Source organism: Henriciella sp. (assembly GCF_029937755.1).
Lineage (GTDB): Bacteria > Pseudomonadota > Alphaproteobacteria > Caulobacterales > Hyphomonadaceae > Henriciella.
This window is the reverse complement of sequence record NZ_JAPYPG010000014.1, coordinates 1-25,469: the sequence shown is the minus strand read 5'-3', so window position 1 is coordinate 25,469 and position 25,469 is coordinate 1. Positions and strand designations below refer to the sequence as shown.

Below are 25,469 nucleotides of genomic sequence, written 5' to 3'. Positions count from 1 at the left end.
AAGCGTGTCTCGCTCCAGCGAACATGCTCCCACGCATAGGTGTTGAGGTACATCAATCCGAGCATCACCGCCGTCGATGTCGCGATCATGGCGGCAAAGCGCCAGTAGCTGGTCTTCATGTCCATCCTCGTGTCCTCCTATAGGGGTGCGGGGTATGGCCAGCTAACGGAGGAAGAGGCGGCGGAGTTCCAATCCAGTCGGTTGTTAAGGCTCTCCGACCTGCTCACCACCTTCATAGGTGGCATAGGTCTGGGCGCCATCCTCGGAGAAGAGCACCACGTTGTAGCGGTCAGGCGGGTTAGGCGTTTCCATGCCAGGAGATCCTTGCGGCATGCCGGGCACCGACAGGCCGGTCGCGTCAGGCCGTTCGCGCAGGAGGCGACGGATTTCGCGTGCCGGGACATGGCCTTCGACGGCGTAACCATCGACCTCACCGGTGTGACAGCTCATCAGAGGATCCGGCACGCCGAGGCGTGTGCGAACCGGTCTCAGATCTTCCTCTTCCTTGACGACAACGTCGAACCCGTTGTCCCGGAGATGATCGACCCACGCCGTGCAGCAGCCGCACCACGGCGTCTTGTGAACAGTGACCGTTTGCGCGCTTGCTGGTGACGGTGCCGAAAAGAGCATCCATCCGACAACAACCGCTGCGATGAACAGCATGCCGCCGGCGCCTGCAATAAGGATTCTGGACAATGTCATTTCTCCGTCGGGTCAGAGTTTCAGTGTTCTCAATCGCAGCGCATTCCCGATCACGGAAACAGAGCTGAGGCTCATGGCGCCTGCCGCGATCATAGGGCTGAGCAGCAGGCCGAAGAAGGGATATAGGACACCTGCCGCGATGGGCACGCCCAGAGCATTATAGACGAAGGCAAAGAACAGGTTCTGGCGGATGTTGCGCATTGTCGCGTGGCTGAGATCACGCGCCTTGGCCACGCCAATGAGGTCGCCTTTGACCAGCGTGACGCCGGCACTTTCCATCGCGACGTCGGTGCCGGTGCCCATCGCAATGCCGACATCGGCCTGGGCCAGAGCCGGGGCGTCATTGATGCCGTCTCCGCACATGGCCACCCGGCTGCCGCCTTTCTGAAGCTCCGACACGATGCGGTGCTTGTCTTCAGGCGACACATCAGCATGAACCTCATCGATGCCGACCTTGGCTGCCACGGCCTGCGCGGTGGCGCTGCTATCGCCGGTCAGCATGACGATCTTGAGGCCCTGGGCGTGCAGGCGGCGGATGGCCTCTGGCGTTGTCTCCTTGATCGGGTCGGCGACGGCGACAAGTCCGGCCGGCTTGCCGTCAACGGCAACGAACATCACGGTCTGGCCCTCTGAGCGGTATGTGTCCGCATCGGCACCGATATCTGCAGCCCACGCGCCGATCCGTTCCATCATCTTCCGGTTGCCGACGGCGACGGACCGGCCATCAACGGTGGCCTGCGCGCCTTCACCGGTGACGGACTCAAAACCCTCGGATGTCTGGACGGGGGCGTTGCGGGCCTCGGCGCCGCGAACGATGGCCTCTGCAAGCGGGTGTTCGCTTGAGCGCTCGACCGCCGCCACGAGACCGAGCAGCGCCGGCGCGTCAAACCCTCCCGCAGGCTGGACCAGCACCAGTTCCGGGCGTCCGAGCGTGAGCGTTCCCGTCTTGTCGACGACAATCGTGTCCACTTTCTCGAAGGTCTCCAGCGCTTCGGCGCTCTTGATCAGGATGCCGTTCGAGGCGCCCTTGCCGGTGCCGACCATGATCGACATCGGGGTCGCGAGGCCGAGCGCGCACGGGCATGCGATGATCAGAACCGCGACGGCATTGACGATGGCAAAGGCCATGGCGGGATCGGGCCCAAACAGGGCCCAGACGATGAAGGTGATCACGGAGGCGGCTATGACTGTCGGCACGAAAACCGATGAGACGATATCGGCCAGCCGCTGGATCGGCGCGCGAGACCGTTGCGCGGCCGCGACCATCTGCACGATCTGCGAAAGCAGTGTCTCCTCGCCGACATGCGTGGCTTTCATGACCAGCGATCCGGTGCCGTTGACCGTACCGCCGGTCAGACGCTCCCCGGCGGTCTTCTCCACGGGGACCGGCTCACCGGTGACCATGGATTCGTCGACCGAGGAATGGCCGTCGACCACGTCGCCATCAACCGGGACTTTCTCGCCCGGACGGACACGCAGATGGTCGCCGGCCTGGACGTCAGCGAGATCCACTTCGCGCTCGCTACCGTCCTCACCGATGCGCCGCGCGGTGGGCGGCGCCAGTTCGAGCAGGGCGCGAATGGCGCCGGAGGTGGCGTTTCGTGCCCGCAGCTCCAGGACCTGGCCGAGCAGGACAAGGGTGATGATGACCGCAGCCGCCTCGTAATAAACCGCGACATTCCCTCCATGCCCCCTGAAGGAGTCCGGAAAGATGCCGGGGACGAAGGTGGCCACAAGCGAGTACAGGTAGGCGACCCCGACGCCCATGGCGATCAGGGTGAACATGTTGAGGCTGCGCCGTTTGACCGACTGCCAGCCGCGCACGAAGAAGGGCCGCCCAGCCCAGAGCACGACGGGTGTTGCCAGAACTGCCTGCAGCCAGACGCTCGCTCTCGGGCCGACCCAGTCCATGAGCGGGCTGCCCGGGATCATCTCTCCCATGACATAAACGAGCAGCGGCACGGAAAAGATCAGCGACACCCGGAAGCGCCGCGTCATGTCATCGAGCTCGCTCGTATCCTGTTCGACTGTCACCGTTTCCGGTTCGAGCCCCATGCCGCAGATCGGGCAGCCGGTATTGGACGTCTCGCGGACTTGCGGATGCATCGGGCAGGTCCAGACCGTCCCGGCATAATCAGCAGGGACGTTGTCATAAGCGCCGTCAGGCTTGTCTGGGGCAGCATGTCCATGATGGCATGCATGGTCGTGGTGAGAGGCGTGGTCGGATGGCATGGCAAGGGTCCTCGAGCTCAGGCTCGTTGCTGCTTCGACTCATCAGATAATACCCTATGGGGGTATATTCAACGCCCCTTCCTAGCCTTCGCCGGCGCGCTCCTGGATCGAAACGAGATAGGCGAGGACGGAGTCGGTGCCTTTTGGCCCCAGCTTGAAATCGGGCATGTCCGGATGGCCGACATGGATGCCTTCGCGGAAGTCGTCAGCCAGGGCATCCGGGTCGTAATCGGCAAGCACGGTCCTGAGCGGCGGGGCATCGCTGCGTGGGCTGTCATCCTCGACACCAATCGCATGGCAGGTCGCGCACTGCATCTCGACAATGGCGCGGCCGTTTTCGATGAGGGCGGTGTCCTGTGAAGGCGAAGGGGCGGCCGTCTCTTCCGCGGGCGGGGCATCCTGCTCCTCGCCACACGCTGTCAGGCCTGCCAGTACCAGACCGGTTACGAGCGTGAGCATTGGCCATGTTGCGCGCCCTCTGCCTGTATGCCTCATGCCAATCCGTCCTTTCAGCAAGTTTCGATCAAGGCTGTCCGCCTCCACCTCTTATGGCGGACAGACCGCCTGCGGTGCAAGGAGGGGTGATGAGACCGGTCGGGCGGCGTCTTCCGGTGCGCTCTTTGCTCTGTCGTGCCAGGAAGAGCCCCGTGGAAAAAAAAGATCCCTGACAGTAAAGCCCTGTTTGTGCAGTCTGTGAGCCATGAGTAGCTTGTTTACATTCCTGGGCGGGCTCGGCCTGTTCCTGATCGGCATGCAGGTGCTCACTGACGGGCTGAAGAGCCTCGCGGGTGAAGCGCTGCGCAAGCTGCTCGTGCGCTTCACCCAAAGTCCGCTGAGCGGCGCGGCGACAGGCGCCATCGCGACGGCGATCCTGCAATCCTCCAGTGCGACGACGGTCGCCGCGGTGGGCTTTGTGGGCGCGGGGCTTCTGACCTTCAACCAGGCGCTCGGCATCATCTTCGGCGCGAATATCGGAACGACCATTACTGGCTGGATTGTGGCCCTTGTCGGGTTCAAGCTCGAGCTTACGACACTTGTCTTTCCGCTGGTCTTCGCTGGCGCCATGCTGAAACTGTTCACAAGAGGCTGGATCCAGCAGCTTGGCTGGTCAGTGGCGGGGTTCAGCCTGATCTTCATCGGGATCGATGCCCTGCAGGCTGGCATGTCGGTGCTGGAGAGTACGGTGACGCCGGAGACCTTTCCGGGCGATACGCTGTTCGGACGGCTTCAGCTCGTCGGTATCGGCATCCTGATCACGATCGTCACCCAGTCTTCCAGTGCCGGTGTCGCCACCGCGCTCGTCGCGCTCAGCGTCGGGGCGATCTCCTTCACCCAGGCCGCGGCCTTGGTCATCGGCATGGATGTCGGCACGACCTTCACGGCCTTTCTGGCAACTCTGGGGCGGGGCACGGCAATGCGCCGGACAGGCTATGCGCACGTCGTCTACAACATGATGACCGGCGCCCTGGCGCTTATCCTGCTGACCCCTTTCACCCTGCTCATCTCGTCCGGGCTGGCGCTGGACACAGCTGAGGACGCCCAGATCGCGCTGGTCGCCTTCCACTCCACCTTCAACATCCTGGGCGTGCTGCTGATCATCGGATTCACACGCCAGTTCGCGACGCTGATCGAGACGCTGGTCCCCGGCCGGGACACCGAAGTCTTCGACCCTCCGGAAGACCGGCTGCTGCAGGACGGGGCGGCGGCGACAAACGCCCTGGCGGGGCAGACATCCCGGATCGCTGTCAGCCTGGTCGGAAAGCTGAACGCCTCGCTGCAGCCGGCGGTGCGCCATCGCCGCCTCTCAATGGAGGCCGAGAAAGACGCGCTTGTGGCCCTGGCGCATTATGCCGCGCGGATAAGGACGGAGCCCGGCTCTCCGGCCAATTTCCGGCTACAGTCGCTGCTGCATGCCCACGATCATCTGAGCCGGCTCGAACGCCGCCTTGAAGGCCTTGAGGAGATTGTCCCCGCATTCGGCCGGGAAGGGGTGAAGACATCCCTCGGGGAGGTCGGGGCCATCCTGGACGATATCCTTGAACACGGGTTCGAGGAGGCGCTTGTCGGGCGGCTCGACTGGGCCCGCCAAGCCTTCCGCGCCCGGCGTGAAGAGCTTCGCCTGTCTGCCATCGCGCGGGTGTCGGAAGGCGGTCAGGATGCGACGGCAGCGCTCGGGGGATTCACAGCCATGCGCTGGCTGCACCGCTGCACCTATCACATCTGGCGCATCGGCATTCATCTCGAAAACGCCCTTTCAGACAGCCCACGGCCGCTCCTGATGAGCGAGGAAAACAGGATCGAGACCGCAGAACGGGCCGACGCCGCCTAGCTGTTTTTCGATGGCCCTGCCAGGAGGTCTCCGGCTGTCTCGTCCTCCGGCCGCAGCCCTCGCAGCACGCCTTGCAGGAAGCCGGTGAGGTCATTGGTGAGATAGTCGACATGCGGATGGTCGGCGTCCCCCGGTCCGGCGGGGCGGGCCTCGACAGGCTCATGGCTCCAGTCTTTTGCGGATCCGACGAGCACGGTCGTAAAGCCCATGGCGTGGGCCGGCTTCAGGTTACGCTCCAGGTCCTCGAAGAAGACCGCGCGCGCCGGGTCGACATCATGATGCTGGCAGAAGGCGTCATAGGCGGCCTGTGCGGGTTTTGGATGATAGGTGCTGTCCTCGATGCCGAACAGGCCGTCGAAGACAGTGTGCAGCTCCATATACTCCGTCACCCGCTCGGCATGGCGGCGCGAGCCATTGGTGTAGACGAGCTTGCGGCCGGGCAGGGCGCCGATCGCATCGCAGAGATCGGCCTTCACCGGCAGCGGCGAGAGGTCGATCTCGTGGACATGATCGAGAAACTCTTCCGGCGCCATGCCATGCATGGTCATCATGCCCTTCAGCGTTGTTCCGTGCTCGGCATAATACTGCTTCTGCAGCGCGCGGGCCTCGGCCCGGTCCATGCGCAGGAAGCGGGCGACAAAGTCCGTCATCTTCGTATCGATCTGGGCGAACAGGTCGCACTCGGCAGGATAGAGCGTGTTGTCGAGGTCGAAGACCCAGATATCACGCCCTGTCATGCCGGAGAAGTCGAGGCCGTTGATGCTCACGACTCCGGCTCTTTGAAGTCGCGCTCGAAAAATTCGTAGAGCAGGCGGCGGTTCTCGGCTGGCGGGGTGGCCTTGAACAGGCCCTCGCGGAAGGCGGCAGCGCCACAATCCTTGCGGCCCATGATGGCAAAGCGGGTACGCGCCAGACAGAACGGGTCGGTCGCTTCCTTCAGGGTGCGGGTCCGGCCGTTATCCTCCATCTCCGCAAAGACGAAATGCTCCGCGGTCAGCAGCGGCTCATCGATGACCCGTGCACAGCCGCCGCTTTCCAGCAGCCACCAGCCGCGGCTCTCCCAGCCTTCGCCCTTGCGCCGGGCAATGGCAGACCAGATGCGGTTGCGCGTGCGGTTGCAAAGCGTCAGGCCGATATTGCGGCCGCGATCCTGCGCGATCTGTTCCAGCACATCGATCAGGTCGCTGTCGGAGGTTTCCGCCGGCAGCTCGTTCTGGGTCAGGAACTCGCCGATCGCGGCGCGCGTCTTGCGCCCGATATAGCCGTCGATATTGCCGTTGAAGATGCCCGCATCGGCCAGCAGGCGCTGTACGCCGGCGGCCGCGGCCTGTTCGCTGTCGAACTCCTCGGTCTCGGTGAAGCTTGTTGTCCACTCGGTGCGGTTCTCGATCAGGACGGGCCGGAAGTCGCGGCTTTCCAGACCCATCGCCGTACATTCCTTCGGGCTCTCGACCGAGAAGCTGCCGGTGGTGTCGACACAGAGCGGGAAGTCCCCGCCCCAGATGCGCCGCCCGCCGCGATGGGCCGTCGAGGAACGCGCGAAGAGATAGTGGATCCCGGGGCGAAGCGGACCGGCCAGCGCCAGTTCGCAGGAGCCGGGGCGCAGCCGCTCCCAGCCCTCGACCACGACGCCATTGCCTTCATAGCGGGCAACTGACGCTTCGATCACATAGCTCGTCTTGTTGCAGAGCTCCCAGCCTTTCTCACCCGCGCCTTGCGCGGTGGCCGGTCCGGCGCCTGCGAGACTGAGCGAGACGAAGGCGGCCAGTGCCGCCACCGATCTGGAAAAAATGCTAGAGAACAATCGTGCCGGCGCCATGTTCGGTAAACAGCTCCATGAGCAGGGCATGCTTTGCCCGGCCATCCAGAATGACAGCCCCACCAACCCCATTCTTTACCGCGTTTGTGGCGGTTTCAAGCTTCGGTATCATTCCACCTGAAACGGTTCCGTCCGCCATCAATGATGGCAGGTCATCGGCGCGCAGTTCGCGGATCAGATCGCCGGCCTTGTCGAGGACGCCCGCGACATCGGTCAGCAGCAAGAGGCGGCTGGCGCCGAGCGCGCTGGCAATGGCGCCGGCGGCGGTATCGGCATTGACGTTGTAGCGCTTGCCCTCGCCATCGAAGCCGACCGGCGCGATGACGGGGATGAAGTCGTGATCATAGTTGGACAGCAGTTTCAGGACCGACACATCGACCTGTTCGGGCTCGCCGACAAAGCCGAGATCGATCAGCTTCTCGACCTGGCTGTCGGCATCCTTCGACTTGCGGGCCGCGCGCTTCACCTTCATCAGGTCGGCGTCCGAGCCCGACAGGCCGACCGCCTTGCCGCCCGCCTTGTTGATGGCGCGCACAATGCTCTTATTGATCGGGCCCGACAGCACCATCTCGACCACTTCCATCGTCGCGTCATCGGTGACGCGCAGGCCGTCGCGAAACTCCGACTTGATGCCGAGGCGTTCCAGCAGGCTCGCAATCTGCGGCCCCCCGCCATGCACGATGACCGGGTTCACGCCGAGATGCTTCAGCAGCACCACATCGCGCGCGAACGCGCCGGCCAGTTCCTCATCCACCATGGCATGGCCGCCATACTTGATAACCACCGTCTGGCGGTCATAGCGCTGGATATAAGGCAACGCCTCCGACAGCGTGGCGGCGGTGTACTGGGCAGGGGAAGGGGCATCATCGCTCATGGGCGAGCGCTATAGCGGCGTTTGCGGGATGGGGGAAGGTTCGCAATCAACTCAGCCATTTGCGCTTCTTGAGCGGTTGTCGCAAAGTCATCGCTGGAAAGAGAGAAGTGGGGAAACGTCATGGCTATAGGGCTGAGCGGTCTGGCCGCGTCCATCATCCGACCAGTCGCATTCACTATTGCGGCGCTCGTCATCACGACAGGATGCGCTACGCCGTCTCCGCAGCTGTATGAACCGGCCGAAACCGCCGAGATCGACCAGTTGCGCGAGGACTTCATGGCGGCGATGGCCGCGCAGGATTTCGCGGCGCTTGGTGCGCTCAGCCATCCGGAGTTCGAGCAGACGGTCCCCGGCGGGCCGGCGCATCTTGAGATGCTGGCGGCGGCCGGGCAGGCGCCGTTCCCGCCCGGCTACCGGCTCGACATCACGCCGAAGGAGCTGGTCGTCATCGATGAGGACTGGGCATACGAATACGGCACCACCATCCAGTCATACCTCCCCGAAGGCGCAGAGGCGCGCATCGAGATCCCGAACACCTATCTGCTGATCTTGAAGAAGCATGAAGGCGAATGGAAACCCTACCGCGAAGTCGCGAGCGCCCTGCCGCCGCCGGGCGGATGGGAGTAGGAAAAATCCGAAGGGGGGAGCGATGCTTTTGCGCCGCGTTTCGAAACACGTGAAAGACCAGAACTGGGCCGCCGTCATCCTCGACTTCGCCATTGTGGTCGTCGGGATCCTGATTGCCTTCCAGATCACCAGTTGGAGCGAGGCCCGTCAGGACCGTCGCGACGAACAGCGCTACCTCTCCGAGCTTGCCGTCAATCTCGAGGCTGATCTCGTCCAGGCCCGCGCAGGCCAGCAGGTTTCCCTGCAACGCCTGTCAGCCGCCGAAGCCATCCTTGCCGAGGCCGCGCCCGGCTATGACAGGCCGCCCTTTTTCGGCCCCCTGGAAGGCGACCCGCCGCCGCTGGGCGTCTTCGGCGACTATCCCTACGCCCATCTCACCTCCTACTATTTCATGATCATCTCGAGCAGCACGTTCGAGGAGCTCATCCAGACCGGCAATATCGGCGTCCTGTCCAATCGGGCGCTGGTGAAGGACCTGACGGACTATTATCATCGACTGGACCGTCAGCGCGGCGATGACGGTCTCATCCTGGCACAGGCCGAAGGCATGCTCGACTGGGCGCGCGTCAACGGCGTCGGCATGGGCGATCGCGCCACGCTGGAGGACACCGTGTCCCGCGCGCGCGACGACGAGGAATTCCTTGGTTTCGTGAAGATGGCGGGCTTCCTCGCTTACTGGCAGTATGGCAGCCTCGCCAGCATCGAAGCCGAAGCCGAAGCCTTGCTGGCCGCCGTCGAAGCGGAAGTGAGCGCACGCTGATCTCACGCAGCCATCTTTCCCCTCGCGCGTTTCGTTCGCGAAGACTGTCACCCGCCACACCATAGGAGCCCCCATCATGCGCAAAGCCGCCCTTGCCGCCCTGCCCATCCTCGCCCTCGGCACCCTCGCTGCCGCCTGCACCAGCCAGCCGGACTATCGCGGCGAGGACACGCCGCCGCCGACCGTCGACCAGGTCGACCTCACCCGCTATGCCGGGCTCTGGTATGAGATCGCGCGCTATCCCAACAGTTTCGAGGAAGGCTGCACCGACACCACGGCGGAATATTCGCTGCGCGATGATGGCAAGGTCACCGTCATCAATTCCTGCGAGATCGAGGGCCGGGACGACCGCAAGGTGGCCGAAGGCGTGGCGCGCGTGGTCGAGGGCTCGAACAATTCCAAGCTCGAGGTGAAGTTCGCGCCCTCCTGGGTCCCGTTCGCTTGGGGCGACTACTGGATTCTGCACCTCGAGCCGGACTATTCCGCCGCCCTCGTCGGCTCTCCCGATGGCAAATACCTCTGGATCCTCGCGCGAGAAGAGACCCTGGCCGATGCGATGCTGGAAACCATTCTGGAGAAGGCTGCCGCGCTCGGCTACCAGACCGACCCGCTCGTTTACCGCGAGCCCTCCGGCGAATGACGGGCTTTCCCCTCGGGGCATGATTGGCGCGGGCTACCGCTCGCGCTATGCTGCCCCAAAAAAGAGGGGAAGGAGATGTCGGAGGGCTTCCAGCTACCTGAGATCAATCGCGTCGGGCTGCTTGCGCCGCTCGACTGGCTCGCCGCCGGATGGCGTGACCTCTGGCGTGCGCCGGGGCCGTGCCTGGCCTATGGCGTGGGGCTCGCCCTGCTGAGTGCGGGCGTGACCGGCACGCTCTATCTCACTGGCCAGTTCACCTGGTTCCTAGTGCTCGCCGGAGGCTTCCTGATCGTTGCGCCGCTGCTCGGTCTCGGGCTCTACCGCGCCGCGCGCCTGATGTCGGAAGGCCGCCAGCCCAAGTTTGGCGAGATGCTGTGGCAGCCGGGCATGATCCGCGCCGATACGATCCTGCTCGGGGTCGCGCTCTTTGTCCTGTTCGGGCTCTGGGCGGAAGCGGCCTACATCATCTACGGCCTCTCGACCTATTCGGTGCACCAGACCATTGGCGACTTCCTCGCCTTCCTGCTGACAACACCGGAGGGCCTGCGCATGGCGCTGATCGGCAGCTGTGTCGGCGGGGTGATCGCCTTCATCGCGTTCACGCTGGTCGCCGTGTCCGCGCCGCTGCTGCTGGAGGAGGGGAGCGACGTCTTCATCTCGGTCATCACCAGCGCGCGGGCGGTCCTCGCCAACCTGCCGGCCATGCTGCTCTGGGCCTTCCTGATCGCGCTGCTCGTCGGGGTGGGGATGGCGTTCGCGCTGATCGGTCTGATCGTGGTCTTCCCGTGGATCGGTCTGGCCAGCTGGCATGCCTGCCGCGCCACTGTATCGTCTAACGACTCGGCGAGGCTGCAGGCGCGCCATGCCAATCAGTGACAGCCGGGACATCCCGCCAGCGCAGTTTTCCTATCGCAGACGCCAGTCCTCCGGCAGCGGAGGCATGTTCTGACGGGCCCGCATGTGGTTGATCCGCTCGCGCTGCGGCAAGGCATAGAAGTCTTCGCTCGGCAGGGTCATGTCATACCACTTGTGAAACGGGCGGGCCTTGCGGCTCAGAAAGGTGCGGAATCCGCTCTCGTCCCAATTGTAACCATGCGCGTTGCCGTTCATGCCGTAATCGAGAATGGCTTTCATCTTGTCGCTGTCCGAGGTGATGTCGCGCTCTTTCAGGAATTCGACCGTTACCTCGTATGTTCGCCGATCGACGCGGATCAGGATGTGGCCGGAGTCATCTGTCGTGTAGGCATTGGCGTAAAAGCCGTTGCCCCAATAGGCATCGGCATACTTGTAGCCATTGCGCCAGCCGGCATTGTTCATCTCGTAGTAGCGATCAACGACATCATCGGCTGTGAACGTTCGCCCGCCGCTGCGGAAGCTTCTGTCGGCATCGAACTTCGGGCTGAGGGTCACCGGTTCGCCCATATTGACGCCGAGTCGCCTGGTCACGTCCCATACAGACCAGAAGCGCTGGACGAAATCGTATTGCGCCTGAGCCTCCTGGAACATTGGCAACTCGCTTCCCGCTATGCCGCGATAGGCGTCAAGCCAGTCGTTAGCGTCTGCGGCCTGTTCCGCCCCGCGTGCGCTGAAAAGGGCAAATTCGAACGCGTCGCGCAGGATGGCTTTGCGGTCCGGGTTGAGTCGCTCGGCCAAACTGAACATGAATGAGGCTCGCGTGAAATCGTCATTCCTTCGAGCTATCGGGTTTGAACCCACGACGTCCGGAACATCTGTCGCAGACACCGTCAGCGCGTAGGCACATGACCGCGCAAGCTTTGGACCTGTGGGGCTCTCGCTGACATTTTGGACGACCGCCTCAAAGCCTGACCTGTTAAACAGGAAGCCCAGATCGCTCGCATAGGTGCGGCACCGGTCGATATGGCATTTGAACGGCTGGTCCTTGCAGGTAATGAAAATGGGTGAACCGACAGCCTCCAGAGTAAGATCGAACAAGGCCTTCGAGCGCATGTCCATATATTCATTCCACAGACGCTGGGAGGCACTGGACGAGACGGCTTGAAACGGGGTGGCCTGGTGCTGCGGGGCAGGGTGGCTGGACGCTCCGGTTGGCAGGCCCGGCCTGGATGGATCGGGAGGGGCTGAGGAGGGGACGGGACCCTTTGGAACGCCCTCCTCGACCGCAGCTGCCTGACTACGGCGTTCCGCATCGAGTTCGTTGGCAAATTCGGTGAATGCGGCGGAATCGTCTTCGCTCGTCCTGCCGGTATCGTTGGCCTGGTCTGGTGGTGGTGTATGGTCTTCTTCGGAAGCCGCTTTGCTGCAGGCGGTTATCAGGACAGCCAGAAGAGTGGCCAAGGCCGCCGCTTTGATCTGTTTTCGGTCCACAACATCTCTCTCCCCGGTTTGCTGTATCAAAACGAAGGATGGGCGGCAATTCACACTACCGGGCGTGTTGGCATTGTCGATTGAGGGGATGACCTGACGGTTGAGGTTGACTATAGGGTCGGCGACCTGACGGGCATGCGCCGGACAGCGGAACGCGCGCCCTACCACAAACAAGACGACTTACGGAGAGCGCGCCATGACCGCGAAGCTGCAGACCATCATCGAACAGGCCTGGGAAGACCGGAGCGACATTTCCACCGACACAACCGGCGAGGTGCGCGATGCGGTCGATGAGGCGCTTGCCTTGCTTGATAGCGGCCGGGAGCGGGTCGCCGAGAAGGGCGATGATGGCGAGTGGGTCGTGAACCAGTGGCTCAAGAAGGCCGTGCTTCTGTCTTTCCGCCTCAACGCAAACGGCCCGATCAAGGGCGGCCCCGGTGGCTCGACCTGGTGGGACAAGGTGCCGAGCAAGTTCGATGGCTGGAGTGCGGACGATTTTGCCGCGTCCGGCCTGCGCGCTGTGCCGAATGCGGTGGCGCGCCGTGGCTCCTATATCGCGTCCGGCGTCGTGCTGATGCCGAGCTTCGTCAACATCGGCGCCTATGTCGATGAAGGCACCATGGTCGACACCTGGGCGACCGTCGGTTCGTGTGCGCAGATCGGCAAGGGCGTGCACCTCTCGGGCGGTGCCGGGATTGGCGGCGTGCTCGAGCCACTGCAAGCCAACCCGACCATCATCGAGGACAATTGCTTCATTGGCGCGCGCGCCGAAGTGGCCGAGGGCGTGATCGTGCGCGAAGGCTCGGTGCTGGCAATGGGGACGTTCCTCAGCCAGTCGACCAAGATCGTGCACCGCCAGACCGGCGAGGTCGTGATGGGCGAAGTGCCGCCATACTCGGTCATCGTGCCGGGCTCGATGCCCGCCGCCGACGGCAAGGGCCCGGGTCTCTACTGCGCCGTTATCATCAAGACCGTGGATGAGCGCACGCGCAGCAAGGTCGGCATCAACGAGCTGCTGCGGCCTTGAAGCCCTTGCCCCGGCAGCCATAATCCGATGAAGTTGCTCCATAAACTGAGAGGGGCTGATGATGCGTGCGATCCTGATGGCTGGCCTGCTGGCGCTGGCAATGCCGGCATTTGCGGAGACCGAAGAGGCGAAGGCCGAGGAGGCAAAGCCGGTCCCGGAGCCGGTGATGGTCACCAGCGATGCGTCAGGCACGTTCGGCGGCACCCGTATCAATTACACGGTTGAGGCCGGGGAAACCTACATAGCCAATAAGGATGGCGACCCAGCAGCCAGTCTTTTCACCATCGCTTATGTCAAGAAGGATGCGGGCCCTCAGCGCCCCGTCACCTTCGTGTTCAACGGCGGCCCCGGCTCGGCGTCTGTATGGCTCCATCTCGGCCTGCTCGGTCCGAAGCGGGCCGTCCTTGCAAGCGATGCCGACGCAGATGATGGGGCAGCGCCCTACACCATGGTCGACAATCCCGAGACCATTCTCGACCTGACCGACCTGGTCTTTGTCGACCCTGTCGGGACCGGCTACAGCCGTGCCATCGGCAAGGGTGAGAACGAGGACTACTGGAACGAGGAAGGCGACAAGGGATCGATCGCGGAGTTCATCCGGATCTGGATCACCGATCATGGCCGCTGGAACGCCCCGAAATACATTATCGGCGAAAGCTTTGGCACGACCCGGGCGGCCTATCTGTCTCACGAGCTGATCAACGGCGATGTCGATATCGCGCTGAACGGCCTCGTGCTGATCTCGCAGGCGCTTGATTATGAGGGCTCCACCTCGGTGCACGACAATGTCTATTCCTACGTCACCTACCTGCCGAGCATGGCGGCCGCCGCGCAGTATCATGGCAAGGCGGGACAGGGCGTCGACAGGGACGCATTCCTGGCCGAGGCGCGTGCTTTTGCCCGCGATGAATACGGCCCGGCCCTGTGGAAAGGCGCGCAGCTGTCGGACGCCGAACGGGCGCATATCCGCAAGCGGCTGGCCTATTTCACAGGCCTTGATGAGGATTATATCGAGCGCTCCGACTTGCGCATCCTGATGCCGCGTTTCCAGAAGGAGCTTCTGCGGGACCGCGGCGTCGCACTCGGCCGGCTTGATGGGCGTTACCTGGGCGATGAGGCCGATGATGTGGACGACACGCCGTCAGACGATGTGGCGAGCTATGCCGTCAGTTCGGCCTTCACCGCGCTGCTCAACCAGTATCTGGGAGATCTCGGGGTCGAGATGGACCGGCCCTACATCGTGTCGAGCGCCGATGCCGGGGAAAACTGGGATTTCGGTCCGCAGGAAGGCTCGTGGGAGCCGCACTATGTCAATGCCGGGCGCCAGCTTTCGGAGGCGATGCGGAAGAACACGCAGATGGACGTCTGGGTGGCGAACGGATTGTTCGACATGATCACCCCCTTCTTCGATGCCGAGATCACCTTCGCGCGCTATGGCATTCCGCAGGAGCGGGTGGCGATGACCTACTATCCCGCCGGACACATGATGTATCTGAATGAACCCTCGCGGGAGGCCGTTACGCAAGACCTGCGGCGCTTCTATGCCGGCTCCCTCGCCGACGAGCGCCCGGATCCAGCCGGCACAACAGGGGAAGAATGACCGGCTCCGGCGCATCAGACCTCCTCTCAAGACCGGGTGCAGCTGCGATGATTACCGACGCCGCGCCGGAAGAGGGCGGGCGCTGGGAGCTTCGCCTCGATATGGAGCTGGAAACCCTGGGGGCCGTCCAGATGCGCGCCATGGCGGATTTTGTCCGGCTCGGCCAGCAGTTCAGCGGGCAGACCATGGTCGTCTATTATATGGGCGAGCAGGGCGGGCCGGGCTTCGATGCCGACATTGAGGGCGAGCTGAGCGATGCGGATGTGCGGCTCGATATCAATATCCAGGAAGGCGAACTGAAGCACGCGCCGTTCCTCTGCACCGGCACCGCCGAGACTGAAGGCAGGCGCTATACCGGCCGCTGGCACATGCCCTGCCTCGATCCGGTCGAGTGCGGCTGCGAGGGTGAGGATGGCGACTTCACGCTGACCCGTATCGGGTCTACTGGCGATTGACGCGCGTCACCCCTGGCCTAGATCGCCCCTCATGAACCAGATCCCGAAAAATGACGAAAAGGCCGTCCATAAAAGACGTTGGTGGCCAGCCGCCTTCTTCTATTCGCTTGCCGGACTTCTGGTCCTGACGGCGCTTGCGATTTTCATCTTCGCGCGGCCCTGATCCGTCCCGGCGCCTAGCCCGACCCTGAGACGCCCATGCTGACCTGTATAGCGGCAAGTCCGAAATAGGTGACGAGAATGGCGGCGCCCTCGAAGCCGATACCACGGCGCTCGCGCATGATAAGGCCCATGAGCAGGATCGATGTGATGATGATCGCACCGATCATCATTAGCCCGTCAGCCTGGCTCATTGCATGGTAGATCGACCCCTCGCGATAGGCTGCGTCCGAGACCGACAGGAACAGGACGTCGAACGTGTTGCCGCCAATGATGCCGCCGACGGCAAGCTGCAGCGCACCGCGGCGCACCGCCGCCAGCGTGGTAACGAGTTCCGGCAGGGAGGTGGCTACCGCTGTCATCAGTGCGCCGACCACGGTCTGCGAGATACCGAGCTCGCTCGAGATGGCTGCGCCCGAGCGGGCGATGGCAAAGCCGCATAAACCAAGGACCAGGCTCAGGCCGGCAAAGGTGGCGATCATGATCCAGAGCGGGCGCTTGTTGGCTTCGCCCTCATCGGGTTCGTCGGCGCGCGTGTCACTGGTGTTCTCCGGCTGCCACATCGGCTCATGGCGCAGCCCCACAGCGGCCTTCGCGCCGAACAGGTAGACCACGAAGAGCAGGATCGAGACCGGATGGATCGCGAACAGGGCGTACTCCGGGGCATAGGCGGCGCCCATGGGCAGGCTCACCATCAGCACCATCATGGCCGCCATGAGCATGTTGTTGGCGTCCGCGGCGGCGTGTTCGAGATTGACCTTCCTGTAGATCATGTCCGCGACGACGAGGAAGGCGGTCTGCGCCGTTATCCCGCCCACCGCATTGGAGACAGCCAGAGAGGCGAGGCCGTCGCTGGCGGCTGTGACGGAGGTGACGATGCCGGACAGCGAGGTGCTGGCCCCCAGAAGGATGCCGCCAAACACCGCTTCGCCCAGACCGGTGCGGTCGGCCAGCCGGTCGGCCTCACCGGTAATGCGGACACCGGCCAGCAGGACAACCAGCGCGGCGACGAGGAAGGTGATAACGGCAATATGAAGCGGGATGGGGCGGACCTTTTCATGCGGAAGGGCGGGCAGGAATACCCTTTGGCAATGCCGCTGCGCACTGAAGGTTCCGGACCTATTTCGCTTGCGGGCCGTAGGCGCTGTAGGCGTCGCTCAGGGCGCGGGCCGGGGCGTAGTCCGGCTTTATCCTCAGCGCCCTGTCGAGGGCGTCACGCGCCTCGTTGCGCTCGCCCAGCCTATCCCAGAGTTCGGCCTGCTCGAAATAGACGACATGGCGGTCCGGGCCGGACGGGGTGGCGCTCTGGCGAAGCACGTCTTCCGCCTGAACGGACTGGCCGGTCTCGAGGAAGAAGGCCGCGCAGTCCGTGGTGTAAGCGGCGCTCAGGCCGGTTGGCTGGGCGCCGGAATGGCTGGCCATGGCCACTGATGCCACGCCGGCAGCGGCGAAGGCTGAACGAATGCTGAGAGGTCCCATGTCAGGTCTCCTGTCTTTCCTCTGGCTCTGTTTCGACAGGTAAGGGGTTGATGGGCAGGGCTGAATTGGCGATAATGACATTAGTTGGTCGATTTTCGCCAAACAGGAGACGCTCTTGCCATCCCCTTCCAGAAAGCCACACCGCGTCGTCACCATTGCCTATGACCGGCTCTGGCCGCTCGAATACGGCATTGCTGTCGAGATTTTCGGCTGGGCCCGGCCGGAGATTGGCGTCGACTGGTATGACTTCGATGTCGCCGGCCCGTGCGAGCCGGTGCGCACCCTGGGCGGTGTGACGCTGACGCCCGATCATGGCTACGAGATTGTCGAGATGGCTGACACGGTGATCGTCCCGGCCTGGCGCGATGTCCATGAGGTCCCGCCGAAAGAGATGATCGAGGCGGTGCAGGCCGCCCACAGGCGCGGCGCTCGCATGGTGTCCTACTGTACAGGCGCTTTCGTACTGGCGCATGCGGGCATTCTCGATGGCCGCCGGGCGACGACACACTGGCGCGACCTTCGGGTGCTGAAGCAGGGCTTTCCCGCCATCGATGTCGTCGAGGATGTGCTCTATGTCGATGATGGCGATGTCCTGACCTCGGCCGGCAGCAGCGCGGCGGTCGATTGCAGCGTCCACATTGTCCGGCGCGACTACGGTACGGAAACCGCCAACCGGCTGGCACGCTCGCTCGTCACGCCGCCGCACCGCGAGGGCGGGCAGGCGCAGTATATTGAGGCCCCCTATCAGGAACGCGCCGGCCAGTCGGTCGCCGCTGTGCTGGACTGGGCCCGCGAGCGCCTCGACCAGCCCCTGGACATCACCGACATGGCAGCTTTTTCCGGCATGAGCGACCGCACCTTCCTGCGCCGCTTCAAGGAGGGCACAGGCACGACCCCACTCAAATGGCTGCGCCGCGAGCGCATCATGCGGGCGATGACCCTGCTGGAGAAGACCGGCCTCGGCCTGCCCGACATTGCCGAGCAGTGCGGCTTCGGCTCGGCGGAAACTTTCCGCACCGCCTTCCGCGACATTGCCGGCATTACCCCACGCGCCTACCGCAAGCGGTTCGAGGGGGCCTCCATAGCGGCTGAATAGGGATCAGGACTTGATCGGCGCTTCGGGGTCGCGCACGCGGACCAGGCCGTTGCCGATCATGCTGAGAACCAGCTCGTCATTCTGGTTGAACACTTCGTTGCGGGACTTGGTGAGGCCCATATCCGGACGGCTCTTCATCCGCCGCTTCGATTCCAGCGTCATCACGACCCGCAGCTCGTCGCCGGGATAGACGGGCTTGATCCACTTCAACTCATCGACACCCGGAGAGCCGAGGCCCGCCTGCGGTTCGCCATGCTGCATCGTCTCGACCATCAGGCGCATCATCATCGCCGCTGTGTGCCAGCCCGAGGCAGAGAGCTTGCCGAAAAAGGTCTGCTTTGCGGCCTCGTCATCGAGATGGAAGGGCTGGGGATCGTATTTGCTCGCAAAGTCGATCACCTCCTCGCGCGTCACCTTGTAGGTGCGCGGAGAGTGGGTCACCGTGCCGATTTCGAGGTCTTCAAAATATCTCATCCGCCATCCATCCTCGCTGGTCATTCCGGCGCTTTAGACCAGCGCCCTGCTGGAAATGCCAGCCCTCTCCTGACGGAATGCGCTGCCCGGTGAAGGCCGCTTGAGAGGCCTGCCGGGCAGCGCAGGTGCCTTTGGCGTGGTCGCTATGGGGTAACGACCGGCCCGGTCACCGGCATCAGGCTAGCGGCTGGCGGCGACCGGAAAAATTGGCGAACACGACAATAGAGAGTCGATTTCCGACAATGCGGGGGCGGCCGCTTCAGTCTTGCGCCCGTCGCGGGGGGCTGCTTCATGGACAGGATGAAGACACTCCTCCCCCTCGCGGCCGAAATCGGTGACCGCCTGAAAGCCCGCGGCGAGACCGTCGCGATCTCGGAATCCTCCTCTGGCGGCCTGATATCGGCGGCCCTGCTGGCACAGGCAGGCGCCTCGGCCTTCTATCGTGGCGGCGGTGTGATCTACACCCCGCAGGCCTTTCGCGGCCTGATGGGGCTTGGCCGGGCTGACATTGAGGGCATGCGGTCTGCGACCGAGCCTTATGCCAGGGTGCTGGCACGCACCGTCCGCGGCAAGCTTGATGCGAACTGGGGCCTCTGCGAAACCGGCGCATCCGGGCCTTCCGGCAACGGGTACGGCGACGCCGCCGGCCATACCTGCGTTGCGCTTGTCGGCGAGGACGAGACAGGCCCGCTCGAAATCTCGCGCACGCTGGAGACCGGCCTCTCCGACCGTGAGGAAAATATGCGCCGCTTCGCCTATGAGGCGCTGCAACTGCTGCACAACGCGCTGGTCTGAGGGAGAATGCCATGACCGAGACAGAACGCTGGATCTCCGGGGCGCCGGTCGTTGCTTATGCCTGGCGGGCAGAGCGGCCGAAAGCCAACCTGCTGCTGACCCACGGCTATGGCGAATATGCCGAGCGCTATGTCACCGGCTATCATGGTCTGATCCCCGCCCTGAACGCGGCCGGCATCAGCGTCTTCGCCTTCGACATGCCTGGCCATGGACGCACACCCGGCCCGCGCGGGGCGACCGACCTGAAGCGCACGGTCTCCCACCACCTGGCGGCGCGTGAAACGCTGAAGGTGGACAAGCGCCCGCTCTTCCTGATGGGCCATTCGCTGGGCGGGCTGGTGACAGCGGCGAGTGCCGCGCATGACCCTGATGGCGTATCCGGCGTCGTGTTGAGCGCGCCCGCGCTCGAGATTCCGGCCAATCCGGTTCTCAAGGCCGTTGCGGGGGCTGTGGCGGCGATTGCCCCGACTGCGAGGCTCACCGCCGCGCTCGATGCCGATGGGATCTCGCGCAATGCCGCCGTGGTCGAGGCTTATCGTGACAATCCCATGGTCATCAAACGTGCGCCTGCTGCACGGCTCGGCGCGACGGCCTTCAAGGTGCAGGACCGGGCCTGGCGTGAATTCGGAGACTGGCAGCTGCCGGTCCTTATCGTGCATGGCGATGCCGACCGGCTGGTGCCGATCAAGGGCAGCCGCCGTTTCATCGAGACCATACCGGCACGCGACAAGACGCTGGAAGAATTCGCTGGCGGCTATCATGAGCTGCTGAACGATCATGACCGCGACCGGGCGCTCGAGACGATACTCGGATGGCTGAAGGCCCGGATCGGATAGGGGATGGGGGCATGGCGCAGACGGCCGGATATTCAGGCAAGCCACTGACACAGAAACTCGGCCTGAAGGATGGGACGCAGGCGGCTGTGATTGCCGCGCCCGAGCCGTATGATGCGCTGGTCGAGGACTTTCCTGTCAAGCATGTCGCCTCGCCGGACACGCTCACCGGGGACTGGGCCTTCCTGCATCTCTTCTGCCGTGAAACCGCTGATCTGGAAGCGGGCCTAGCGCCGGTCTTCGACCAACTAGCCGAAGGCGGCATGATCTGGGTCTCATGGCCGAAGAAATCGTCAAAGCTCTGGCGCGACATGACCGAGGATGATGTCCGCCGCGTGGCGCTGCCCATGGGACTGGTCGATGTGAAGGTCTGCGCTGTGGATGCCGACTGGTCAGGGCTGAAGCTGATGCGGCGGAAGAAGCAATAAGAACTGAAAAAGGGGGGAGAAAAAAATGGTGCTGCAAAAGCGGTTTCTGGTTCTCGGGGCGGCTTTATTCCTGATCGGCCTGATCACAGGCTTGCTACCAGGGGTCATGTCCAATCCACGAATGGGTTTGTCTGCACATATGCAAGGGCTGACGAACGGAATGTTCCTGCTTGCTCTTGGAGCGGCTTGGTCACATGTTTCTTTAACGCCAAAGTGGGCCGAGGCGGCGTTCTGGCTGCTAGCCTTCGGAACAGTCGCAAACTGGCTGGCGACTAGTCTTGCCGCGTTCTGGGGTACGGGCAGGATGACCCCGATTATATCGCCAGACCCGACAGCGGCGGGCTGGCAAGAAGCTTTGGTCTCCAGTCTCTTGCTCGCGCTTACGGTGGCCATGCTGACGGGCACAATAATTGTGTTGGCGGGCTTTATCCGGAGTAAGCAGTGAAGATTCGAACCTATCGCGCCGCCGATGCGCCGCGTATGGAAGACATCTTCCGCCGGGCCGTGCGCGAGATTGGCCGTCATTTCTATACAGACGATCAGGTGACCGCCTGGTCCGGCCCGCGCGTCACCGCCGAGCAGTTGAACCTGAATTACATGGATGGCCGCGCGACCTTCATTGCCGAGGATGAGACAGGCCGCGCCATCGCCTTCTCCGACCTTGAGGCCGACGGCCATGTCGACATGCTCTATTGCGATCCTGATCATGCGCGGAAAGGGATTGCCTCGGCCCTGCTGGCGGCGATCGAACGCGATGCGCGCGCCTGCGGCATCGACCGGCTCTACACCGAAGCGAGCGAAGCCGCCCGCCCGGTCTTCCAGAAGGCTGGCTTCACGGTAGTGCGCCGCCGTGAGCTGGAGGTGGACGGCGTTGCCATCCACAACTGGGCGATGGAGAAGCCGCTCGACTGATCAGTAGGGAGTTCCGTCCGCGTGGCGATAGATGCCATCCGGGCCGACCTTCATGTCGATGCCGGGATAGGTGCAGCCGTCCCGTTCGTCCCGGTTACTGACGACGAGAAAAACGAGATCTTCGCTGCCGTCATTGCGGATATGGTGGGCCACGCCCTTTGCCGGAAAGGCCGCCATGTCTCCGCGTTTCAGCGTGTCCTCGCCAGCGCTTGTCACAAGGCGTCCCTCGCCGGAGAGGACGATCAGGAATTCGTCCTCATGGCTGTGGTCGTGCATCTGGCTGGACCAGGTCCCGCCCGGAATGGTGCACAGATTGACGCCGATGAGGCTGAGGCCCCCGGCCTCACCGACCCGCTTCCAGCGTCTTGCCCTGACCTTTTCGTCATGCGGCGCCGGGTAGTTCGTGCCGCTCTGTTCCGGAATCGTGCTGAGGTCGATCTTGGGCATGGGTCAGGGCGCTTTCGAAAGAGGCAGTCCGAGCGTTCGTAGCATAAAGTCTGCCCGCGCCGCCACGCTCACCCTGGGCAGGTCGATGATGGCGTAGCCGCGCTTTGGATAGGCGAGGCGCAGCCAGTCATATTCGCGGACCGCCTCGTTAAAGGGGAGCGGGCGCTCGTCATCCTGTTCGTAGAGGGCATGCCAGGGCGGGGCGAAGAAGACGGGGCTGGCGTAGAGACAGGCTTCGCCGAGCATTTTCAGGTCTGATGGTGTACGGATGGACAGCCGCTCGAAATGGGCGAGCGCATCTATGGACGAGCGATCGAAGAAGACCGGCTCATTCAGCTCACGGACGGCTTCGAGGCTCTCGCTGGCATACTCGATGGCCTTGCGCACGAAGGCTTCCGGATTGACCCAGGGCAGGGCGTCCGAGCCCGTGGCCAAGGCCTCGCGGACGATATTGCGGCCGGGCTCCTCCACGGTACGAAAGCCCCGCCGCGTCAGCTCATCCAGCAAGGTCGACTTGCCGCCTGAGGAGCAGCCGGAAATCACGATGCGGCGGCGGTCGCTCACTTGCCCCATGGATGGTCGTCATACATGACGCGCTCGAGATAGAGTCCATCGGCCGGCGCGACCGGTCCGCAGGTTGTGCGGTCGCGCGCCTCGAGGATGTCCTTCATCCAACCGGGCTCCTGCATGCCGCGGCCTACCTCGACAAGGCTGCCGACAATGGAGCGCACCTGACGGTGAAGGAAGCTGCGCGCCGTCGCTGTTACTTCAATGCGATTGTCGAAGCTCGACACGTTCAGCGTGTCGAGTGTCTTTACCGGGCTCTTGGCCTGGCAACCGGCATCGCGGAAGGTCGAGAAGTCGTGTTCGCCGATGAGGTGCGTGGCGGCGGACTGCATCTTCGCAACGTCGAGGCGGACAGGCACGCGCCAGATCAACCCCCTGTCGAAGGTCAGGTGCGCGCGGCGCGTCACGATAATGTAGCGGTAGGCGCGGCCCGTCGCGCTGAAGCGGGCATGGAAATCCTCGCCGACTTCCTCGGCCTTCAGCACGGAAACCGGCGCTGGCCGCAAATGGTGGTTGAGGGCATCGGCGATCTTTCGGATCGGGCGCGGCTTGGCGAGGTCGATATGTGCGACCTGTCCGGTAGCGTGGACGCCGGCATCGGTGCGGCCCGCGCCCTGAACGAGAACCGGCGCACCGTCGAGTCTGGCGCAGGCCGCCTCCAGCGCGCCCTGAACGGTCGGGTGATCGTCCTGTCTCTGCCAGCCATAGAAGGGCCGGCCATCATATTCGATGAGGAGGCGGATGCGCTGGCTCATGCGGTCTCACGGAAGGCTTTCGGATAGGTGAGCGGCCCGTTGCGCGGGGCCTCTTCGCTGAGTTCGATCCCCATGAAGGCGGGGCCGGACCATGGCGCCTCATAGCGCGCGGCAACATCGGCGGAGAATCCGAATTTCGGGTAGTAGTCCATATGGCCGAGCACGAAGATGAGCTGGCGGGCCTGGCCCTCCATCATCGTCATGCCGAGCTTGATCAGGCCACGGCCTATCCCCCGGCCCTGCCGCTCCGGGCTGACCGACATCGGGCCGAGCCCCGCCGCAATGTCGCGGCCATCGACAAGGATGCGAAAGAACTGGATATGGCCGAGGATCTCGCGATCGTCATGCGCGACGAGGGAGGCGAGGCTGTCGCCATCTTCGGCCAGCTGCGCAAGGATGCGGGCTTCGTCCGGCGTGCCGAACGCATCATCGTTGAGCGCGGCAATGGCGGCTGCATCCTCCTCGCGTGCTGGCCTGATCCAGAGATCCCTCATTCGAACCGGGTGCCTTCGTCCACCTTATTGCCGAGCAGGAAGTCCTTTGCCTCCATCGCCCGTGACCCCGGTTTCTGCAGGGCCTTCAGCCGGACGGCGCCACCATCGCCACAGGCGACCAGCAGCGCGTCATCGAGCAGCGTGCCCGGCGCGGCGTCATGATGCGCGTCGCTAAGCTTGCTGAGCAGCGCCTTCACGCGCACCGGCTCATCATCCGGCTTGGGACGCCAGTGAAACCAGGCGCCGGGAAAGGGGGCGAGACCACGGATCTGGCAATCGACCTCCCAGGCCGGGCGTGACCAGTCGATACGCTGGTCGGCGGCTGTGAGCTTCGAGGCATAGGTAACGCCATCCTCGCTCTGCGGCTGCGGCGTCAGGGTGCCTTCGGCAAGGCCGTCCAGTGAGCGGGGCGCGAGGTCTGCAGCGAGATCTGCGAGCTTGTCATGCAGGCTGCCGGCCGTGTCGAAGCCGAAGATACGCGTCTCTTCGCTGGCCAGCACCGGGCCGGTATCGAGACCTTCCTCCATCATCATGGCCTGCACGCCGGTCATCGCATCGCCCGCCATGATGGCGCGCTGGATGGGTGCCGCGCCGCGCCAGCGCGGAAGCAGCGAGGCGTGCATATTCATGCAGCCAAGCCGCGGCGCGTCGAGCACTGCCTTCGGCAGGATGAGCCCATAGGCGACCACGACCGCCGCATCGAGATCGAGCGCGGCAAAGCGAGCTTTTTCCTCGGCGGGTTTCAGCGATTTCGGGGTGCGGACCTCGTAACCCTGCTCTTCGGCAAAAGCATGAACCGGCGTCGGCCGGAGCTTCTTCCCTCGCCCGGATGGCCGCGGCGGTTGGGAATAGACGCAGGCGATATCATGGCCCGCCTCGGCCACCGCGGCGAGCACATGCACGGCAATATCCGGGCTTCCCATGAAGGCGATACGGAGCGGTTTCGTCATGTGGGCGGGTCTATCGCGGCGGCGGGGAAGTGCAAGCCGGAAGAGTGAATGCTTTTATGCCTGCTGCACGAGGTCCCGGCTTTCGCCGGGATGAGCGGTTCTGGTATCAGAAACCGGTCTAGGCCATCGTCGCCGTCTTGGCGCGGGCCCGTGACTTCGCAGCCTTCGCGTTGAGCCGGGTCGCCTTCTTCACTTTGTCGACCGCGCGCTGCCGCTTCAGGCGCGAGAGGTGGTCGATGAAGAGGATGCCTTCGAGGTGGTCCATCTCGTGCTGGATGCAGACGGCGAACATGCCCTCGGCGATCTCGTCGCGCTCCTTGCCGTCATAGTCGAGATATTTCACGCGGCAGCGGGTCGGCCGGTCGACCTCGTCGAACACGTCCGGCACCGACAGGCAGCCTTCTTCATAAGGCGCCATGTCCTCGGTCAGCGGCAGGATTTCGGGGTTCACGAAATAGCGCGGATTGGGCTCCTCGCCTTCGCCGGCGAGATCCATCACGATGACGCGCTTCGGCACGCCCACCTGAATGGCGGCAAGGCCAATGCCGGGGGCGTCGTACATCGTCTCCAGCATATCATCCATGAGCTGACGGAGCTCGTCTGTCACGCCGCCTTCGACGGGCTTGGAGACTTCCTTCAGACGCGGGTCCGGGACGGTGAGAATTTCGC

At 63.8% G+C, this 25,469-nt stretch carries 31 protein-coding genes and 1 pseudogene; 15 read left to right on the top strand and 17 right to left on the bottom strand.

Going from position 1 to position 25,469, the window contains the following annotated elements; translation table 11 throughout:
- The 4 genes and pseudogenes from Q1K29_RS18540 to Q1K29_RS18055 form a co-directional block, all read right to left on the bottom strand.
- Positions 1 to 119 (bottom strand): annotated as a pseudogene (locus Q1K29_RS18540) (DUF305 domain-containing protein); the annotation flags it as partial.
- A gap of 85 nt (positions 120 to 204) precedes the next feature.
- Positions 205 to 696 (bottom strand): DUF411 domain-containing protein, encoded by a 492-nt coding sequence (locus Q1K29_RS18065; RefSeq protein WP_300396744.1) that lies wholly within the window; start codon positions 694 to 696, stop codon positions 205 to 207.
- A gap of 18 nt (positions 697 to 714) precedes the next feature.
- On the bottom strand, positions 715 to 2,934 hold the full coding sequence (locus Q1K29_RS18060; RefSeq protein WP_300396743.1) for a copper-translocating P-type ATPase: 2,220 nt from the start codon (positions 2,932 to 2,934) through the stop codon (positions 715 to 717).
- A gap of 81 nt (positions 2,935 to 3,015) precedes the next feature.
- Positions 3,016 to 3,393, bottom strand: coding sequence for a cytochrome c (locus tag Q1K29_RS18055; protein WP_300396741.1), 378 nt, complete (start codon positions 3,391 to 3,393; stop codon positions 3,016 to 3,018).
- A gap of 241 nt (positions 3,394 to 3,634) precedes the next feature.
- Here Q1K29_RS18055 and Q1K29_RS18050 point away from each other — a divergent pair, with 241 nt between their 5' ends.
- Positions 3,635 to 5,263 carry a Na/Pi symporter gene (locus tag Q1K29_RS18050; RefSeq protein WP_300396739.1) on the top strand — a complete coding sequence of 543 codons (1,629 nt, stop codon included), beginning with the start codon at positions 3,635 to 3,637 and terminating at the stop codon, positions 5,261 to 5,263.
- On the opposite strand, the gene Q1K29_RS18045 is transcribed toward Q1K29_RS18050, so the two are convergent.
- The 3 genes from Q1K29_RS18045 to argB are packed head-to-tail and all read right to left on the bottom strand — an operon-like array spanning position 5,260 to position 7,956.
- On the bottom strand, positions 5,260 to 6,030 hold the full coding sequence (locus Q1K29_RS18045; protein WP_300396737.1) for a pyrimidine 5'-nucleotidase: 771 nt from the start codon (positions 6,028 to 6,030) through the stop codon (positions 5,260 to 5,262). The two genes, Q1K29_RS18050 and Q1K29_RS18045, sit on opposite strands and share 4 nt — an antisense overlap.
- Entirely contained in the window at positions 6,027 to 7,067 is a 1,041-nt protein-coding gene (locus Q1K29_RS18040) for a DUF1036 domain-containing protein (protein ID WP_300396735.1), read from the bottom strand. Before Q1K29_RS18040 ends, Q1K29_RS18045 begins: the two co-directional genes overlap by 4 nt.
- A complete protein-coding gene (gene argB, locus Q1K29_RS18035; protein ID WP_300396733.1) occupies positions 7,057 to 7,956 on the bottom strand; it encodes an acetylglutamate kinase in 900 nt (299 codons plus the stop codon). The genes Q1K29_RS18040 and argB overlap by 11 nt, the downstream gene beginning before the upstream one ends.
- A 120-nt stretch (positions 7,957 to 8,076) precedes the next feature.
- Here argB and Q1K29_RS18030 point away from each other — a divergent pair, with 120 nt between their 5' ends.
- From Q1K29_RS18030 to Q1K29_RS18015, 4 genes are all read left to right on the top strand, one after another.
- Positions 8,077 to 8,583 (top strand): DUF4440 domain-containing protein, encoded by a 507-nt coding sequence (locus Q1K29_RS18030; protein ID WP_300396731.1) that lies wholly within the window; start codon positions 8,077 to 8,079, stop codon positions 8,581 to 8,583.
- A gap of 22 nt (positions 8,584 to 8,605) precedes the next feature.
- Entirely contained in the window at positions 8,606 to 9,343 is a 738-nt protein-coding gene (locus Q1K29_RS18025; RefSeq protein WP_300396729.1) for a DUF6090 family protein, read from the top strand.
- A 76-nt stretch (positions 9,344 to 9,419) separates the two neighbouring features.
- Positions 9,420 to 9,983 (top strand): lipocalin family protein, encoded by a 564-nt coding sequence (locus Q1K29_RS18020; RefSeq protein ID WP_300396727.1) that lies wholly within the window; start codon positions 9,420 to 9,422, stop codon positions 9,981 to 9,983.
- Between the two features lie 75 nt (positions 9,984 to 10,058).
- Positions 10,059 to 10,859: a DUF2189 domain-containing protein gene (locus Q1K29_RS18015; protein WP_300396725.1), complete on the top strand. Its 801-nt coding sequence runs from the start codon at positions 10,059 to 10,061 to the stop codon at positions 10,857 to 10,859.
- A 30-nt stretch (positions 10,860 to 10,889) separates the two neighbouring features.
- Here the strand turns inward: Q1K29_RS18015 and Q1K29_RS18010 are convergent, their stop codons facing one another.
- The gene (locus tag Q1K29_RS18010; RefSeq protein ID WP_300396723.1) at positions 10,890 to 12,299 is read right to left on the bottom strand and encodes a hypothetical protein; all 1,410 of its coding nucleotides are present in this window, start codon (positions 12,297 to 12,299) and stop codon (positions 10,890 to 10,892) included.
- Between the two features lie 226 nt (positions 12,300 to 12,525).
- On the opposite strand from Q1K29_RS18010, the gene dapD reads away from it, so the two are divergent.
- From dapD to Q1K29_RS17990, 4 genes are read left to right on the top strand one after another with little or no spacing between them, the layout of a single operon-like run.
- Positions 12,526 to 13,356, top strand: coding sequence for a 2,3,4,5-tetrahydropyridine-2,6-dicarboxylate N-succinyltransferase (dapD, locus tag Q1K29_RS18005; protein ID WP_300396721.1), 831 nt, complete (start codon positions 12,526 to 12,528; stop codon positions 13,354 to 13,356).
- A gap of 58 nt (positions 13,357 to 13,414) precedes the next feature.
- Complete coding sequence (locus Q1K29_RS18000) at positions 13,415 to 14,956, top strand: peptidase S10 (RefSeq protein ID WP_300396719.1); 1,542 nt, start codon at positions 13,415 to 13,417, stop codon at positions 14,954 to 14,956.
- Positions 14,953 to 15,411, top strand: a complete 459-nt coding sequence (locus Q1K29_RS17995) for a hypothetical protein (protein WP_300396717.1) — start codon at positions 14,953 to 14,955, stop codon at positions 15,409 to 15,411. Before Q1K29_RS18000 ends, Q1K29_RS17995 begins: the two co-directional genes overlap by 4 nt.
- A gap of 31 nt (positions 15,412 to 15,442) precedes the next feature.
- Positions 15,443 to 15,574, top strand: a complete 132-nt coding sequence (locus Q1K29_RS17990; protein WP_300396715.1) for a hypothetical protein — start codon at positions 15,443 to 15,445, stop codon at positions 15,572 to 15,574.
- Between the two features lie 13 nt (positions 15,575 to 15,587).
- Here Q1K29_RS17990 and Q1K29_RS17985 read toward each other — a convergent pair whose 3' ends face one another.
- Together Q1K29_RS17985 and Q1K29_RS17980 are read right to left on the bottom strand one after the other, a co-directional pair.
- A complete protein-coding gene (locus Q1K29_RS17985) occupies positions 15,588 to 16,592 on the bottom strand; it encodes a sodium:calcium antiporter (protein WP_300396746.1) in 1,005 nt (334 codons plus the stop codon).
- Between the two features lie 97 nt (positions 16,593 to 16,689).
- Positions 16,690 to 17,049: a hypothetical protein gene (locus Q1K29_RS17980; RefSeq protein WP_300396713.1), complete on the bottom strand. Its 360-nt coding sequence runs from the start codon at positions 17,047 to 17,049 to the stop codon at positions 16,690 to 16,692.
- A 115-nt stretch (positions 17,050 to 17,164) separates the two neighbouring features.
- Between Q1K29_RS17980 and Q1K29_RS17975 the strand changes: the two genes are divergently transcribed.
- Positions 17,165 to 18,145 carry a helix-turn-helix domain-containing protein gene (locus tag Q1K29_RS17975; protein WP_300396711.1) on the top strand — a complete coding sequence of 327 codons (981 nt, stop codon included), beginning with the start codon at positions 17,165 to 17,167 and terminating at the stop codon, positions 18,143 to 18,145.
- A 3-nt stretch (positions 18,146 to 18,148) separates the two neighbouring features.
- Here the strand turns inward: Q1K29_RS17975 and Q1K29_RS17970 are convergent, their stop codons facing one another.
- Positions 18,149 to 18,619 (bottom strand): MaoC family dehydratase, encoded by a 471-nt coding sequence (locus Q1K29_RS17970; RefSeq protein WP_300396709.1) that lies wholly within the window; start codon positions 18,617 to 18,619, stop codon positions 18,149 to 18,151.
- Positions 18,620 to 18,919: 300 nt separating this feature from the next.
- Between Q1K29_RS17970 and Q1K29_RS17965 the strand changes: the two genes are divergently transcribed.
- Genes Q1K29_RS17965 through Q1K29_RS17945 form a run of 5 tightly spaced genes read left to right on the top strand, consistent with a single transcriptional unit; the run spans position 18,920 to position 21,587 of the window.
- The gene (locus Q1K29_RS17965; RefSeq protein ID WP_350210660.1) at positions 18,920 to 19,414 is read left to right on the top strand and encodes a CinA family protein; all 495 of its coding nucleotides are present in this window, start codon (positions 18,920 to 18,922) and stop codon (positions 19,412 to 19,414) included.
- An 11-nt stretch (positions 19,415 to 19,425) separates the two neighbouring features.
- On the top strand, positions 19,426 to 20,250 hold the full coding sequence (locus Q1K29_RS17960) for an alpha/beta hydrolase (RefSeq protein WP_300396705.1): 825 nt from the start codon (positions 19,426 to 19,428) through the stop codon (positions 20,248 to 20,250).
- Positions 20,251 to 20,261: 11 nt separating this feature from the next.
- Positions 20,262 to 20,675, top strand: coding sequence for a DUF3052 family protein (locus Q1K29_RS17955; protein ID WP_300396703.1), 414 nt, complete (start codon positions 20,262 to 20,264; stop codon positions 20,673 to 20,675).
- Positions 20,676 to 20,700: 25 nt separating this feature from the next.
- Positions 20,701 to 21,120 carry a hypothetical protein gene (locus Q1K29_RS17950; RefSeq protein WP_300396701.1) on the top strand — a complete coding sequence of 140 codons (420 nt, stop codon included), beginning with the start codon at positions 20,701 to 20,703 and terminating at the stop codon, positions 21,118 to 21,120.
- Positions 21,117 to 21,587, top strand: a complete 471-nt coding sequence (locus Q1K29_RS17945) for a GNAT family N-acetyltransferase (protein WP_300396699.1) — start codon at positions 21,117 to 21,119, stop codon at positions 21,585 to 21,587. Before Q1K29_RS17950 ends, Q1K29_RS17945 begins: the two co-directional genes overlap by 4 nt.
- On the opposite strand, the gene Q1K29_RS17940 is transcribed toward Q1K29_RS17945, so the two are convergent.
- From Q1K29_RS17940 to def, 6 genes are all read right to left on the bottom strand, one after another.
- Positions 21,588 to 22,034, bottom strand: a complete 447-nt coding sequence (locus tag Q1K29_RS17940; protein WP_300396697.1) for a cupin domain-containing protein — start codon at positions 22,032 to 22,034, stop codon at positions 21,588 to 21,590.
- A 3-nt stretch (positions 22,035 to 22,037) separates the two neighbouring features.
- The gene (locus Q1K29_RS17935) at positions 22,038 to 22,607 is read right to left on the bottom strand and encodes an AAA family ATPase (protein WP_300396695.1); all 570 of its coding nucleotides are present in this window, start codon (positions 22,605 to 22,607) and stop codon (positions 22,038 to 22,040) included.
- Positions 22,595 to 23,356, bottom strand: a complete 762-nt coding sequence (gene truA / locus Q1K29_RS17930; protein WP_300396693.1) for a tRNA pseudouridine(38-40) synthase TruA — start codon at positions 23,354 to 23,356, stop codon at positions 22,595 to 22,597. Before truA ends, Q1K29_RS17935 begins: the two co-directional genes overlap by 13 nt.
- Positions 23,353 to 23,850: an N-acetyltransferase gene (locus tag Q1K29_RS17925; RefSeq protein WP_300396692.1), complete on the bottom strand. Its 498-nt coding sequence runs from the start codon at positions 23,848 to 23,850 to the stop codon at positions 23,353 to 23,355. Before Q1K29_RS17925 ends, truA begins: the two co-directional genes overlap by 4 nt.
- The gene (fmt, locus tag Q1K29_RS17920) at positions 23,847 to 24,800 is read right to left on the bottom strand and encodes a methionyl-tRNA formyltransferase (RefSeq protein WP_300396690.1); all 954 of its coding nucleotides are present in this window, start codon (positions 24,798 to 24,800) and stop codon (positions 23,847 to 23,849) included. The genes Q1K29_RS17925 and fmt overlap by 4 nt, the downstream gene beginning before the upstream one ends.
- A 118-nt stretch (positions 24,801 to 24,918) precedes the next feature.
- Positions 24,919 to 25,469 (bottom strand): peptide deformylase (gene def / locus Q1K29_RS17915; protein ID WP_300396688.1); only part of this gene is annotated, 551 nt, incomplete at its 5' end.